The 14,526-nt window shown below is 71.8% G+C and carries 10 protein-coding genes; 8 read left to right on the forward strand and 2 right to left on the reverse strand.

The window, feature by feature from the left end:
- Window position 1: 1 nt before the first annotated feature.
- The 7 genes from xylB to G7Z13_RS03880 all read left to right on the forward strand — a co-directional run bounded on the left by xylB (window position 2) and on the right by G7Z13_RS03880 (window position 9,157).
- Window positions 2-1,447, forward strand: a complete 1,446-nt coding sequence (gene xylB / locus G7Z13_RS03850) for a xylulokinase (RefSeq protein ID WP_165996022.1) — start codon at window positions 2-4, stop codon at window positions 1,445-1,447.
- 153 nt (window positions 1,448-1,600) lie between these two features.
- Entirely contained in the window at window positions 1,601-2,740 is a 1,140-nt protein-coding gene (locus G7Z13_RS03855; protein WP_240926458.1) for an ROK family transcriptional regulator, read from the forward strand.
- A gap of 221 nt (window positions 2,741-2,961) precedes the next feature.
- The gene (locus G7Z13_RS03860; protein WP_165996025.1) at window positions 2,962-3,981 is read left to right on the forward strand and encodes an acetamidase/formamidase family protein; all 1,020 of its coding nucleotides are present in this window, start codon (window positions 2,962-2,964) and stop codon (window positions 3,979-3,981) included.
- Between the two features lie 49 nt (window positions 3,982-4,030).
- Window positions 4,031-4,630 (forward strand): peptidoglycan recognition family protein, encoded by a 600-nt coding sequence (locus tag G7Z13_RS03865; RefSeq protein WP_165996027.1) that lies wholly within the window; start codon window positions 4,031-4,033, stop codon window positions 4,628-4,630.
- Window positions 4,631-4,814: 184 nt separating this feature from the next.
- Window positions 4,815-6,263 (forward strand): GAF domain-containing protein, encoded by a 1,449-nt coding sequence (locus G7Z13_RS03870; RefSeq protein ID WP_165996029.1) that lies wholly within the window; start codon window positions 4,815-4,817, stop codon window positions 6,261-6,263.
- A 774-nt stretch (window positions 6,264-7,037) separates the two neighbouring features.
- Window positions 7,038-8,561 (forward strand): aldehyde dehydrogenase family protein, encoded by a 1,524-nt coding sequence (locus G7Z13_RS03875; RefSeq protein ID WP_165996031.1) that lies wholly within the window; start codon window positions 7,038-7,040, stop codon window positions 8,559-8,561.
- Window positions 8,562-8,953: 392 nt separating this feature from the next.
- A complete protein-coding gene (locus tag G7Z13_RS03880) occupies window positions 8,954-9,157 on the forward strand; it encodes a cold-shock protein (RefSeq protein ID WP_165996033.1) in 204 nt (67 codons plus the stop codon).
- 216 nt (window positions 9,158-9,373) lie between these two features.
- Here G7Z13_RS03880 and G7Z13_RS03885 read toward each other — a convergent pair whose 3' ends face one another.
- Both G7Z13_RS03885 and G7Z13_RS03890 read right to left on the reverse strand, forming a co-directional pair.
- Window positions 9,374-9,733, reverse strand: coding sequence for a hypothetical protein (locus G7Z13_RS03885; protein WP_165996036.1), 360 nt, complete (start codon window positions 9,731-9,733; stop codon window positions 9,374-9,376).
- Window positions 9,734-9,960: 227 nt separating this feature from the next.
- Window positions 9,961-10,305: a MerR family transcriptional regulator gene (locus G7Z13_RS03890; RefSeq protein WP_165996037.1), complete on the reverse strand. Its 345-nt coding sequence runs from the start codon at window positions 10,303-10,305 to the stop codon at window positions 9,961-9,963.
- An 839-nt stretch (window positions 10,306-11,144) separates the two neighbouring features.
- Here G7Z13_RS03890 and G7Z13_RS03895 point away from each other — a divergent pair.
- Window positions 11,145-14,471 carry a LamG-like jellyroll fold domain-containing protein gene (locus tag G7Z13_RS03895; RefSeq protein ID WP_165996039.1) on the forward strand — a complete coding sequence of 1,109 codons (3,327 nt, stop codon included), beginning with the start codon at window positions 11,145-11,147 and terminating at the stop codon, window positions 14,469-14,471.
- The last annotated feature ends 55 nt before the right edge of the window (window positions 14,472-14,526 follow it).

Consider the following 14,526-nt stretch of genomic DNA (forward strand, 5'->3'; position numbering starts at 1 on the left):
GATGTCAGCAGCCGAGGGTCCGCTCGTCGTCGGTGTGGACACGTCCACGCAGTCCACCAAGGCGCTGATCGTCGACGCGGCGACCGGGCAGGTCGTGGCGAGCGGCCAGGCGCCGCACACCGTCTCCTCCGGCGCGGGCCGCGAGAGCGACCCCCGGCAGTGGTGGGACGCGCTGTGCGAGGCACTGCGCCAGTGCGGTGACGCCGCCCACGAGGCCGCCGCGGTGTCCATCGGAGGACAGCAGCACGGCCTGGTCACGCTGGACGCGCGCGGTGAGCCGGTGCGTCCGGCGCTGCTGTGGAACGACGTGCGGTCGGCCCCGCAGGCCCGCCGGCTGGCCGGGGAACTGGGCGGCGCGAAGTTCTGGGCGGAGCGCACCGGCTCCGTGCCGACCGCGTCGTTCACCGTCACCAAGTGGGCCTGGCTCGCCGAGCACGAGCCGGACGCGGTCCGCGCGACCAAGGCGGTCCGCCTCCCGCACGACTACCTGACCGAACGGCTCACCGGTCAGGGCACCACCGACCGCGGCGACGCCTCCGGCACCGGCTGGTGGGCGTCGGGCAGCGAGTCGTACGACGCCGAGATCCTCGCCCACGTGGGGCTCGACCCGGCGCTGCTGCCCCGCGTGGTGCGGCCGGGCGAGGTGGCCGGGACCGTACGCGACAGTCACGACCTGCCGTTCTCGAAGGGCACCCTGGTCGCGGCGGGCACCGGTGACAACGCCGCCGCCGCACTGGGCCTCGGGCTGCGGCCGGGCACGCCGGTGATGAGCCTCGGCACCTCGGGCACGGTGTACGCGGTGTCCCGGCGCCGGCCGGCCGACCCGACCGGGATCGTCGCCGGTTTCGCCGACGCGCGCGGTGACTGGCTTCCGCTGGCCTGCACCCTGAACTGCACGCTCGCCGTGGACCGCGTCGCGCAGCTGCTGGGCCTGGACCGGGAGGCCGTCGAGCCCGGCACGACCGCCACGCTGCTGCCGTTCCTGGACGGCGAGCGCACCCCGAACCTGCCGCACGCCTCGGGGATCCTGCACGGCCTGCGGCACGACACCACCGCCGGTCAGCTGCTGCAGGCCGCGTACGACGGGGCCGTGCACGCGCTGCTCGGCGCGCTCGACCAGGTCCTCGACGCGGACGCGGACCCCTCGGCTCCGCTGCTGCTGATCGGCGGCGGCGCCCGCGGCACGGCCTGGCAGCAGACCGTACGACGGCTGTCGGGGCGTCCGGTGCAGGTGCCGGAGGCGCGGGAGCTGGTCGCGCTCGGTGCCGCCGCCCAGGCCGCCGGCCTGCTGACCGGGGAGGACGCGGCGGCGGTCGCCCGGCGCTGGGACACCGCGCGGGGGCCCGTGCTGGAGGCGGTGGAGCGGGACGAGGAGACGCTGGCGAGGATCACCGGGGTACTCTCCGACGCGGCCCCGCTGCTGGAGCGGAGCCCACGGACCAGCTGAGGACACGCAGGCATGACCGCACCGCTGCACGAGACCCACCCGGGCGAGCCGGGGCGCGCGCCGCGCGAGGCGCCCGCGACCGGTCCCGGGCGCGCGCCGCACGAGGCTCACGCGGCGGTCCCCGGGCGGGTGCTGCCCGACACCCAGCAGGGCATGCGCCGCCGCAACCTGGCCCGCGTGATGCACACCGTCAGCGCCGAGGGGCCGCTCTCCCGCGCGGCGGTCGCCTCGCGCATCGGGCTGACCCGGGCGGCGGTGTCGACCCTCGTCGACGAGCTGATCCGCACCGGTCTGCTGGAGGAGCTGGGCCCCGAGCGCCCCGGCCGGGTCGGCCGGCCGGGCTCCGCGCTCGCGGTCAGCGCGCACGGGCCCGCCGGGATCGGCGCGGAGATCGGCGTCGACCACCTCGCGGTGTGCGCGGTCGACCTGCGCGGCGTAACGCGCGCCCGCGCGGTGCGGCACGGCACGAACCGGGGGCGCGCCCCCGAGCCGGTGCTCGAGGAACTGGCCGGGCTGGTACGGCAGGTCGTCACCGAGGCGGAGGGCGAGGGACTGTGGCCGGCCGGTCTCACCGTGGCCGTGCCCGGTCTCGTCGCCCGTGACGGCCGTACGGTCGTCCGCGCCCCCAACCTCGGCTGGCACGACCTCGACCTGGGCGCCCTGCTGCCGTTCGAGGCGGGGCTGGTCGTGGACAACGAGGCCAACCTCGGCGCGCTGGCCGAACTGTGGCTCGGCGAGGGCACGCCGCCCGACTTCCTGCACGTCTCGGCCGAGATCGGCATCGGTGCCGCGGTCGTCGTCGGCGGCGGCCTGCTGCGCGGCACGCGCGGCTTCGCGGGCGAGCTGGGCCATGTGCCGGTCCGCCCCGACGGGCCGGAGTGCGCCTGCGGCGGACGCGGCTGCCTGGAGCAGTACGCCGGTGAGGAGGCGGTGCTGCGGGCGGCGGGCCTGGAGCCCGGTGAGGACCGGGTCGGGATGCTGGCCGGGCGCGCCGAGGCCGGCGACGAGGACGTACGACGGGCCCTGCGCGACGCGGGCGAGGCGCTGGGCATCGCCCTGACCGGCGCGGTCAACCTGCTGGACCCGGAGAGCGTGGTGCTGGGCGGTGCGCTGGCGGGAGTCGCGCCCTGGCTGCTGCCGTCGCTGCGCTCGGAACTGGCCCGGCGCACGGCCGGCCCGCCCTGCCCGGTGTCCGTCTCCCGGCTCGGCCCGCAGGGCCCGTTGCTGGGGGCCGCTCACTCGGTGGTCCGGGGGGTGCTGGACGATCCGGCGGCGGTGGCGGGGCGGGCCTGAGAGGGCCGCGAAGTCCTCCACCGCCCGCCGATCACCCGTGTGAGTGAGCGAGTTGTCCACAACGGCGTTCTCGTCCACGGAAGATCGCCGGGGCCTTCTGCCTGTCACCGAAGCGCCGTACCGTGAATCACGCGAGCCGCTCCCGTCGTCCGGCGAAGACGGCGGTGTGCGGAGCGCGTGAGGACTCAGGTGATCCATCGGTCGAGCGGGGGGAACGGCTCATGTCCGGCGAGCAGACACGCATTCTGACGGTACGGCCCGAACCGGGCGAGTACGCCTGGACGTTCGGCGGCGCGCCGCCCGTCGCCCGGATCGCACCGGGCACGGTGCTCGACCTCTACACGGAGGACTGCTTCGCCGGGCGGGTGCGCTCGGAGAAGGACCTGGTGTCGGAGGTGTGCGAGTTCCCGTTCCTCAACCCGCAGACGGGACCGTTCCACGTCGAGGGCGCCGAGCCCGGGGACACGGTCGCGGTGCACTTCGTGTCCATCGAACCGGCCCGGGACTGGGCCGCGTCGACGACCGTGCCGCTGTTCGGCGCGCTCACCTCGACGGCCGCCACGGCCACCTTGCAGCCCCCGCTGCCGGAGATTGTGTGGATCTGGCAGCTGGACCGGACCCGACGGACGGCGCTGTTCCGGGCGCACGACAGTGACATCGAGATCGAGCTGCCCCTCGATCCGATGCACGGCACCGTCGGGGTGGCCCCGGCCAACCTGGAGGTCCGCTCCGCGCTCGTGCCCGACGCGCACGGCGGCAACATGGACACGCCGGAGATGCGGGCCGGCGTCACCTGCTATCTCGGCGTGAACGTCGAGGGAGCGCTGCTCAGCCTCGGCGACGGGCACGCGCGGCAGGGCGAGGGCGAGACCTGCGGCGTGGCCGTCGAGTGCGCGATGAACACGGTGGTGATCGTCGAACTCCTCAAGGGGCTGCACACACCGTGGCCGCGCATCGAGTCGGACACCCACATCATCTCCACGGGCTCCGCCCGTCCGCTGGAGGACGCGTTCCGGATATCCCAGCTGGACCTGGTGCGGTGGCTGGTCCGCGACTACGGGTTCAGCGAGCTGGACGCCTACCAGTTCACGACCCAGGCCGTGGAATCACCGCTGGCCAACGTGTGCGACACGAACTACACCTGCGTGGCCAAGCTGCGCAAGGAATGGCTCCCGGCCCGCGAGACTCACCGCGGACTGCACGCCCGGCTGCGCGAGACGGCGGCGACGCTGCGGGGCTGATCCCGCGCGCCGTACCGTCTCGCGCAGAGCAGTCGAAAGGCACTCCCCCATGGAACGGGCACGACCGCTCCCCGGCCGGCGACGGCTCCTGCGAGGCGCCGCCCTCGCCGCCGTCCCGTACGCGCTGCTGCCCCGGACGCGGGCCGACGCGCGGACCCCCGCCCCCGACCGTCCGCTCGCCGTCTGGCACCCGGCGCACACCGCCAACTACACGCCGGCGAACCGGCCCACGAGCCACCCCGTCGACTTCGTGGTCATCCACGTCACCCAGGCGTCCTACTCGACCACCCTGGGCGTCTTCCAGAACCGCAGGAAGCAGGTGTCCGCGCATTACGTGGTGCGCTCGGCCGACGGCGGTCTCGCGCAGTGCGTCCGCGAGTCCGACATCGCCTGGCACGCGGGCAACTGGGACTACAACACCCGCAGCATCGGCATCGAACACGAGGGCTGGGTGGACCGGCCCGGCTACTTCACCGACGCCCTCTACGAGCGGTCGGCCCGGCTCACCGCGTCGATCTGCGACAAGTACGGAGTCCCGAAGGACCGCGCGCACATCATCGCGCACTACGAGGTCCCGGGCTCCGACCACACCGATCCGGGGCCGTACTGGGACTGGAGACGGTACATGCGGCTCGTCAACCGCGCCTGACCCGGGCCCGCGCCGGGTGAGCACGGTCGAAACGGTTGTCGGAGCGCACGGCCGGAGTGACGATGTTGCGAGCCGTGCCCACCCCATCACGGCACGGCCCCGCCGTTCCACCGCGTGGCGATCGCAGTGCACCGCACCGCAGTTCAGTACGCCCGCCAGCCGCATCGTCTTCCGGGAGGCCGAGGTGACCGATCCCTGGGTGGCTCTGGAGCCGGGAGCCGACCCTGCCGAGCGCGCGCGGATCCTGCGTCGCGCGCACGAGACGTTCAACCGGGCGGGCACCGTGCCCCGGCCCGTGCGGTCCGTCGTCGCCGACTCGTGGCGGCGGTCCGCGCGGGCCGGAGTCGGACCGGACGGCGGCGCGAGCGTGGAGCTGACCGACGGCGACCTCGGCGCCTACCGGGCGGACCATCCGCTGGCCCGGGTGATGCCGCTGTGCCGGGAACTGATGAGCTCGTTCGCCGTGGACGGGGAACACCTGCTCGCGGTGTGCGACGCCCACGGCCGGCTGCTGTGGGTCGAGGGCCACCCGGCGACCCGGCGGCAGGCGGGGCGGATGAACTTCGTACCGGGCGCCCGGTGGGCGGAGAGCGCGGTGGGGACCAACGCCCCGGGCACGGCGGTCGCCCTCGACCGGCCGGTGCAGGTCTTCGCGGCGGAGCACTTCGTGCGCCGGGTCCAGTCCTGGACCTGCGCGGCGGCGCCGGTGCACGATCCGCGCACCGGGCGGGTGCTCGGGGCCGTGGACATCACCGGCGGCGACGGACTGGCGCACCCGCACAGCCTGGCGTTCGTCCAGGCGGTCGCCCGGGCCGCCGAGTCCCAGCTGGCGCTGCTCGATCCCAGACCACCCGCGCGGGACGCCGTGGAGTTGTCCGCGCTGGGCCGGGACCAGGCCTTGCTGCTCGCGGGGGGCCGCCGGATCCGGCTGAGCCGCCGGCACAGCGAGATCATGGTGCTGCTCGCCCGGCACCCGGAGGGACTGACCGGCGACGAACTGCTGGTGGCGCTGTACGACGACGAGTCGGTGACGCCGGTGACGCTGCGCGCCGAACTGGCCCGGCTGCGCCGGATACTGGGCGACGGGCTGCTGGCGTCGCGGCCGTACCGGCTGACCGTCCGGGTCGAGTCGGACATCGCCGTGGTCGAGCGGCGGCTGGAGTATGGCGCCGTGACCGCGGCCGCCACGGCCTACGCCGGGCCGCTGCTGCCCGCGTCCCGGGCCCCGGCGGTGGTGCGGCTCAGGCACCGGCTGGCGGACGGGCTGCGCGCGGCCCTCATCGCCCGCCGGGACCCCGACCTGCTCGCCGACTGGGTGCACGCGCCGTGGGGCGAGGACGACGTGGACGCTTGGCGGGCGCTGGCCGCGGTGCGGCCGACGGCATCGGTGCGGGCGCGGCTGGCCGCACTCGACGCGGAACTGGCGGCACCGTCGCCCGAGCCCGTCCGGCGGCCCGGTGCGCGGCTCGGTCCACCACCTGGCCCGCCGGGCCCTCAGGAACCGTTCGCCAGAGGCATCCGGCCGGTGTTCGGTCCGGACGGGGCTGCGGGGAGCAAGACGGCGGCCGGCACGGCGGGGGTCGACATGCGAACGCTCCGCGGCAACGGGCCTGGAACGTCAGGACCGGCGTGACCTCGCACCGTATGAGGCAACGCCCCATGGCGGTTGAGACCCTGAGCCGTGCCGCGGGGTGGGCGGTTGGACTGGTGGTCAGAACGCGGACTGCGAGGGCGGCCGTGCTGCCAGGGTCAGATGCTCCTGGGCCTTCGCCACGTTCGCGGCCAGGCAGCGATCGAATCGGGCACCAGCCGGTGATCCGTCCAGGGTTCGTACGCGGCCCGTCGCTGCTGAACCGTCTCCCAGGTCGGCTCCTCGAAGCCCACGATGCCTCGGGACCGGCGTTCCAGTCGTTGGCGGTGTACCCGCGAGTCGGAGCACACCACCTCGATGAACGCCACGGGCACCCGGTGCCGGTCGGCCAGCACCCGCCACTGCCGACGGGCCGCCCCCACCGCGTTGACGGCCGTCGACGATCACGGTCTGGCCCAGCGCCGGCACGCCATCGGCCACCGCCTCGGCGACGAGGTAGGCCGCCAGGCGGCTGACCGCGGTCCACACCGGCACGCCACATCGCCGCCTCGACCGGGTCGACCGACACCACCGCGGCGGGCAGCGCCCGCCCCAGCCCCTCGGCGAGCGCACTCCTTCCCGCCGCGGGCAGACCGGCCCTCACGATCAGCATGACGGCACTGTCGCATACCCACCTCTTCCTGCCGCACCGGCAGCCGACCTGATGCTCGAAGGACAGGCCTCGAACGCAACGTAACCGCAACGTCCGTCTCCCTACCCTCCCGAACCGAGAGCCGTCCGACGGCGGGCGGCACCGCACCAGGAGGCTGGCCCAGCATGACCCGTTACGCGGCACCCGGCACACCGGACGCGATCGTCTCCTACCAGGCGCGCTACGACCACTTCATCGGCGGCGAGTACGTGCCGCCGGCCCGCGGTCGGTACTTCGAGAACCCCAGCCCGGTCAACGGCCAGCCGTTCACCGAGGTGGCGCGAGGGACCGCGGAGGACGTGGAGCGGGCCCTGGACGCGGCGCACGCCGCTGCGCCCGCGTGGGGACGCCGTTCGGCGACCGAGCGTTCGGACATCCTGCTGAAGATCGCCGACCGGATGGAGGCACATCTGGAGCAGCTGGCCGTCGCCGAGAGCTGGGAGAACGGCAAGCCGGTCCGGGAGACGCTGGCCGCGGACATCCCGCTGGCCATCGACCACTTCCGCTACTTCGCGGGCGCGGTCCGCGCGCAGGAGGGCTCGATCGCGGAGCTGGACGACGACACGGTGGCGTACCACTTCCACGAGCCGCTGGGCGTGGTGGCACAGATCATCCCCTGGAACTTCCCGATCCTGATGGCGGCCTGGAAGCTGGCGCCGGCCCTCGCGGCGGGCAACGCGGTCGTCCTCAAGCCCGCCGAACAGACGCCGGCGTCCGTGCACTACTGGCTGAGCCTGGTGGCGGATCTGCTGCCGCCGGGCGTGGTGAACGTCGTCAACGGTTTCGGCGAGGAGGCGGGCAAGCCGCTGGCCTCCAGCCCGCGGGTGGCGAAGGTCGCCTTCACCGGGGAGACGTCGACGGGGCGGCTGATCATGCAGTACGCGGCGGAGCACCTGAAGCCGGTCACGCTGGAGCTGGGGGGCAAGTCCCCCAACATCTTCTTCGACGACGTCTGGGAGAAGGACGACGATCTGCGGGACAAGGCGCTCGAGGGCTTCACGATGTTCGCCCTGAACCAGGGTGAGGTGTGCACCTGCCCGTCCCGGGGCCTGATCCAGCGCGGTGCCTACCCCGACTTCCTGGAGGCGGCGATCGCCCGCACGGAGCAGATCAAGGCCGGGCACCCGCTCGACACGGACACGATGATCGGCGCGCAGGCCTCCGGCGACCAGCTCTCGAAGATCCTCTCCTACCTCGACATCGGCCGGCAGGAGGGCGCGAAGGTCCTCACCGGCGGCGAACGGCTGGAGCTCGACGGCGAACTGAAGGGCGGCTATTACGTCCAGCCGACCATCTTTGAGGGCGACAACCGGATGCGCGTCTTCCAGGAGGAGATCTTCGGGCCGGTGGTGTCGGTGACGTCGTTCGACGACTTCGACGACGCCATGAAGATCGCCAACGACACGCTGTACGGCCTCGGCGCCGGGGTGTGGACCCGCGACATCAACACCGCCTACCGCGCCGGACGCGCCATCCAGGCGGGCCGCGTCTGGACGAACTGCTACCACACCTACCCGGCACACGCCGCGTTCGGCGGCTACAAGCAGTCGGGCATCGGCCGTGAGGGACACAAGATGATGCTGGAGCACTACCAGCAGACGAAGAACCTCCTGGTTTCCTACTCGCCGCGGAAACTGGGCTTCTTCTAGAACGCGGCGCGAGGGCGCCTGTCCTGGGCAGTTGGCGGTCGGGCAGTTACCCGGCATGCGCCCTCGTGCGCGCCCGCGAAGCGCAGGGCCGGCAGAAAAAGGGCTGTGCCCGTCCCGAAGAACATTGCGCTTCGGATAAACGAAAACTGTGCCCGCGAATCGAGGTTTCCGCAGAGTGGGCTTCTTCACCCCACGCAAACCGCCTCAGCATGCTACTGTCGATGTCAGTTGCAGTTGTGGTTCCCGAAACTTCAAGCGCTGTCCAGACGGCTTCCGAGCCGCTGGAGGCGCTTTTGTACCGCCGGTCTTTTCCGGACGGGGTGATCATCGCGGCGACACGGAGGTCCGCGCAGTGCGGACCCCGATGCACTGCCCCCTAAAGGAGAAATGACATGGCTACTGGCACCGTGAAGTGGTTCAACGCGGAAAAGGGCTTCGGCTTCATCGAGCAGGACGGTGGCGGCGCCGACGTGTTCGCCCACTACTCGAACATCGTCGCCTCCGGCTTCCGTGAGCTGCTCGAAGGTCAGAAGGTGAGCTTCGACATCGCGCAGGGCCAGAAGGGCCCGACGGCCGAGAACATCGTTCCCGCCTGACGCTGACGCGCACTCTGTAGCTGGGACCCGCACCTCGAGGGGTGCGGGTCCCAGCTATTCGCATGTGTCGCCATGGATTATGGATGGATCTCTTCACCCATGTCAGCGCCTGCGCTGCACAGACTTCTGCCTGCCGTATCCACTTTTACTTTCGCGATGGCGCGCCCATTCTCGCATTCCCCGTGCCGCCAATGGCTGCGATAACCGCGTGGTCGATCAGTGGTCGGAATAGCTGAAGTCGCCCACGGTCCACGCGCTGACGTCCTCGATCGCGACGCGGTACATCCCGCCCGTCTCCGGGATACCCACCGTGCCCTGCAGGATCCGGGCGACATGGAAGTGCAGATGTGTGGGCGGTCCGTCCTTCTTCTCGGGGGTGTCGAAGACGGCGGCGAACTCGCTCAGGTCGGCGGAGTCCGTCAGCACCTCCGCGACCCTCTTCCTCCACACCGCTTCGGGAGCCAGGCGACCGGTGATGACAGCGCCGCTGGTCACCACGGTCAGGGACATCTGATTGCTCTGCCCGGACTCCACTTGGGCCGCGATGTCGATGATCAGCTCGTCAGGCTTCGGCATGAGATCGCATTCTATGCACCGGCCGGACCTGGCTGCTCGGGCGGTCCCGCTTTCGGGCGGGCCGCAGTCGAGCCGACGCCGCTGCGGATCGAGACGACGCCGCTGCGGGTCGGGAACGCCGCCGACTGACAGCGGCAGGCTGACGGCCAGTACGAGCCGGCCACTGCGGGCCTGTACCGCCGGGCCTTGCCGCGCCGGCGGTCGGGCCACCTCGGGGCGCCTCGCCGTCAGGCCGAGGACTTCGACCGTGTCTCGCGGCTTTCCGCGCGCAGTCGTTCGTTGATGCGCTGGGCCTCTTCGAGCTGGTCCTCGAGGATGATGATGCGGCAGGCGGCCTCGATGGGGGTGCCTTGGTCGACGAGTTCGCGGGCGCGGGCGGCGATGCGCAGTTGGTAGCGGGAGTAGCGACGATGGCCGCCCTGCGAGCGCAGCGGGGTGATCAGGCGGTGCTCGCCCAGGGCGCGGAGGAAGGCGGGGGTGGTGCCGAGCATCTCGGCGGCCCGGCCCATGGTGTAGGCGGGGTAGTCGTCGTCGTCGAGGTTGTCGACGGGACGGGGTGTGCCTGGGGGCATAGACCTCTTCTTCCGGGGACGCGTCGGGGGGCCCCCGGGGGCGGGAGGGCCCCGGGGCCGGGGCGGGGGGCCCGGGTGCCGTACGGCACCCGGGCCCCGAGCTTTCCACACCATCTACCGGCAGACTGCTGTACCGGCCTTCTGTGTCCGCAGGCTCCGCCCGGAAGGGCGGGGCTGCGGGGATCGCGGATGCGTGACCGTGGACCACCTTCCAATCCGGGGCCTGCGGTACCCGGGTGGGCTGGGCCTCTCCCGGGCGATCCTGATGGCGCTCGGCTCCTTACTTTCGGTTACGGACTTGTACTGCTGGATACCGCGGGTACTGCTCACGACCCCCGAAGGGGCCGTGTCCTGCTTCATCTGCTTGCGCGGCAGTTCATGTCTGCCGCACCACGTCGACTTCCTGAGTACACGAGAACTGTAATCCCGCGGCGAGCCAATGTCTACCGTCGCCACGACAGATTTTCTTTTTGCCCGAGGTAAGGGATTCTGCGGCACACGTGTTCGAAGAGGATGACCCCCGGAACGACCGGCCGGCGCCCGTCCAGCCGGTCGCCGCTCTCAGCGGTGCCGCAGGTGGCCAACAGCAGCCGAGCCGCCGGAGGTCAACAGCAGCCGAGCCGCAGCCAATGCTCGCGCTGACGGACGATCAGCCGAGCGGTGCGCGAGGTCTGGACAGCCGTCGAACGGCATGCTGTCATTCCGCTGTCCCGAGATTTACATCGTTGAAAGAGCCGCTGACCGGTACCCCACCCGGATGTTCCGGACGCGACCGGCGCTCTCACTTGCCGCCGTCTGTCGGCAGGACCGGTCCCAGCCCTTCGTGCGAGGAAGGTTCGATGACGAGACGACACACCCGCCCACGAGCCGGAGTCTGGGCGCTGCTCACCGCGGCGGCCCTGACATTGCCCACGACCGGTCTGACGTCCACCGCGTCGGCCGCCGAGACGACCAGCACGGCCGAAACGGCCACCGCTTCGGCCACCACCCCCGCCACCGAGACGGCCGACAGCACCTCCGCGTTACCGGCCGGCCGGGCCGCCGTGCAGGTACACGGCCTCAAGGGCGAGTACTTCAGCATGTCGGCACCCGGCGCGCGGGACTTCGCGCAGCTCGGCGGCACCGTGCTCGACCCGCAGATCGACTTCTCCGGGCTGACCGGCACGTTCCAGGAGCTGACCGGCCGCTCCGAGCACACCACCGCCCGCTGGACCGGCCGGATCGAGGCGCCGGCCACCGGCGAGTACACGTTCCACGCCATCGGCGACAACGGCTTCCGGCTCTTCATCGACGGCGAGCCGGTCATCGACCACTGGGTGCCGGACTGGGACAACGAGCAGACCAGCGAGCCCGTCCGGCTCACCGCCGGGGAGAAGCACGACTTCCGCCTGGAGATGTTCCAGGACACCGGCGGGGCCAGCATGAAGCTGCGCTGGTCGACGCCCACGATGCCCAAGCAGCCGGTGCCCATGTCCGCGTTCACACCGCCGGACGGCTTCGAGGTCTACCCGGTGGAGCTGTCCGTCGCCGAGGACGGCCGGCGGCTGCGGGCCCGGTTCGAGAAGGAGGTCGGCGGCGTCCAGGCGGTCAAAAACCACCTGAAGATCGAAGCCGACTCGGTGGCCATGCCGGTCGCCTCGGTCACGGCCGCCCCCGACGACCCCGCGTCCCTGCTCATCACGCTCCAGGAGCCCATCCAGAAGAACCAGCAGGTCCGCGTGTCGTACGACGGTCAGGGCGGTCTGACGGCCGGCGGCGAGAGCGTGCCGAAGATCGTCCGCTACGCGCAGAACGCCTCCACCCACCGGCTCACCACCCCCTGGGGCGACAAGCTCGACGAGAACAACCCGCTGCCGGAGTACCCACGGCCGCAGCAGGTGCGCGCGAAGTGGAAGAACCTCAACGGGCCCTGGCAGTTCAGCGCCGCCGAGGCGGGCGAGCAGCCGGTCTTCGGCAAGGACCTCGACGAGCGGATCGTCGTGCCGTTCCCGGTCGAGTCGCAGCTGTCCGGGCTGGAGCGGCACGAGGACCACATGTTCTACCGCAGGCTCATCGACGTGCCGCGGAACTGGAGGATCGGCAAGGGCGGCGAGGGCAACCGGCTCAAGCTCCACTTCGGCGCCGTCGACTACCGGGCCCGGGTCTGGGTGAACGGCGAGAAGGTCGCCGAACACACCGGCGGGTACGACGCGTTCAGCGCCGACATCACCGACGCGCTGAAGGGCTCCGGGCCGCAGGAGGTGGTGGTCGCCGTCACCGACACCGGCGGCGCCGACCAGCCGAAGGGCAAGCAGTCCACCCATCCGAGCGGCATCTTCTACACCCAGTCCTCGGGCATCTGGCAGACGGTCTGGATGGAACCCGTCGCCGACACGTCGATTGACAACGTAGTCATCACGCCCGACATCGACACGAGCAGTGTGGCGGTGACCGTCGAGTCCGGCGGCGCCTCCTCGAAGGCACGGGTGGAGGCGGTCGCCCGTGACCGGCGCGGCAAGGTCGTCGGCAGAGTCAGCGGACCGGCCGGTGAGCGGCTGCGCCTGCCCGTGGCGAAGCAGCACCTGTGGACCCCGGACGACCCCTATCTGTACGACCTCGACATCACGCTCACCGACGGCAGGTCGAGGGACCGGATCGGCAGCTACTTCGGCATGCGGGAGATCGGCGTCGAGAACGTCGGCGGCTACCCGAAGCTGGTGCTCAACGGCAAGCCGGTCTTCTCGCTCGCCACGCTCGACCAGGGCTTCTGGCCCGACGGCCTCTACACGGCGCCGAGCGACGAAGCCCTCGCCTTCGACCTGAAGGCCCACAAGGAGCTGGGCTTCAACGCCGTCCGCAAGCACATCAAGGTGGAACCCGCGCGGTGGTTCTACCACGCGGACCGGCTCGGCCTGCTCGTCTGGCAGGACTTCGTCTCCGGCGACCTGCCCACCGACCAGGGCCGCACGGCCTTCGTCGACCAGGGCATGGAGGTGGTGCGGGAGCATCACAACGCGCCCTCCGTGATCGGCTGGATCGTGTTCAACGAGGGCTGGGGCGAGTGGGACCGCGAGGAGAGCGGCCGTATCGCCGAGGCCGTCAAGGCCGCCGACCCGTCCCGCGTCGTCAACGCCCACAGCGGCGTCAACTGCTGCAACTCCAAGGGTGACTCGGGCAAGGGCGACATCATCGACCACCACGACTACGGCAACACCGACCCGCCGTTCCCCGACCACCGGGCCGCCATGGACGGCGAGCACGGCGGCTTCACCCTCCCCACGCCGGGACACGTGTGGCCGGGCGCGCCGACCGTCATCTACAGCGGTGTCGCCGACAAGGACGCGCTGACCCGCAAGTACGTGGAGAACACCGAGAAGTACTACCTCGACCAGGCCGCCCACGAGCTGTCCGGCTCGGTCTACACCCAGATCACCGACCTGGAGAACGAACTCAACGGCCTCTACACGTACGACCGTCGGGTGATCAAGGTCGACCCGGTCCGGATCCGTGACGTCAACCAGCGGGTCATCGCCGCCGGTGCCGCCGCGGGCGAGCGGCAGGAGCTGAAGGGCGGCGGGCGCTGGGCCCTCGACGAGGGCACGGGCACCACCGCCAGGGACGACGGCCCGAACGCCAAGGCCCTGACGCTGACCGAGGGGACCACCTGGACGCCCGGTGTCCGCGGCAGCGCGCTGAGGTTCGACGGCCGGGGAGCACACGCCGAGACCGACGGGCCGGTCCTCGACACCACCGGCAGCTACTCCGTCTCCGCCTGGGTGCGGCTCGACGGCCTCCCCGGCAACTACGCCACCGCCGTCAGCCAGGACGGCAGGCGTCAGGCGAGCCCCTTCTACCTCCAGTACGGCCAGGGCGCCTTCGCCTTCAGCACACCCGGCGGGCACCGCGCCCGGCTGGTGACGACCCCGGAGCTGGGCCGCTGGTATCACCTGGTCGGCGTGCGGGACGGCTCGACCGGTGAGATCACGCTGTACGTCGACGGCGAGCGGGCGGCGACCGTCACCGCCGGACCGAACTACGTCGGCACCGGCCCCCTGGCCGTCGGCCGCGCCCAGTGGGACGGCACGGACACGGACTTCTGGAACGGCGCCGTCGACGAGGTCCAGGCCTACGACAGGGCCCTCACCGCCGAGGAGGTGAGCGCGCTCCACGCGCGGCAGCAGCCGTAGTCGCGACGGCGTCGCACAACGGTCCCGGTGGTGTGCCTCGGCACACCACCGGGAC

Source organism: Streptomyces sp. JB150, from assembly GCF_011193355.1.
Lineage (GTDB): Bacteria > Actinomycetota > Actinomycetes > Streptomycetales > Streptomycetaceae > Streptomyces.

Excerpts from the sequence above, each read along its gene's own strand:
- xylB (WP_165996022.1), top strand. The coding sequence starts at position 2 with ATGTCAGCAGCCGAGGGTCCGCTCGTCGTCGGTGTGGACACGTCCACG.
- G7Z13_RS03855 (WP_240926458.1), top strand. The coding sequence starts at position 1,601 with ATGCGCCGCCGCAACCTGGCCCGCGTGATGCACACCGTCAGCGCCGAG.
- G7Z13_RS03860 (WP_165996025.1), top strand. The coding sequence starts at position 2,962 with ATGTCCGGCGAGCAGACACGCATTCTGACGGTACGGCCCGAACCGGGC.
- G7Z13_RS03865 (WP_165996027.1), top strand. The coding sequence starts at position 4,031 with ATGGAACGGGCACGACCGCTCCCCGGCCGGCGACGGCTCCTGCGAGGC.
- G7Z13_RS03875 (WP_165996031.1), top strand. The coding sequence starts at position 7,038 with ATGACCCGTTACGCGGCACCCGGCACACCGGACGCGATCGTCTCCTAC.
- G7Z13_RS03880 (WP_165996033.1), top strand. The coding sequence starts at position 8,954 with ATGGCTACTGGCACCGTGAAGTGGTTCAACGCGGAAAAGGGCTTCGGC.
- G7Z13_RS03885 (WP_165996036.1), bottom strand. The coding sequence starts at position 9,733 with ATGCCGAAGCCTGACGAGCTGATCATCGACATCGCGGCCCAAGTGGAG.
- G7Z13_RS03890 (WP_165996037.1), bottom strand. The coding sequence starts at position 10,305 with ATGCCCCCAGGCACACCCCGTCCCGTCGACAACCTCGACGACGACGAC.
- G7Z13_RS03895 (WP_165996039.1), top strand. The coding sequence starts at position 11,145 with ATGACGAGACGACACACCCGCCCACGAGCCGGAGTCTGGGCGCTGCTC.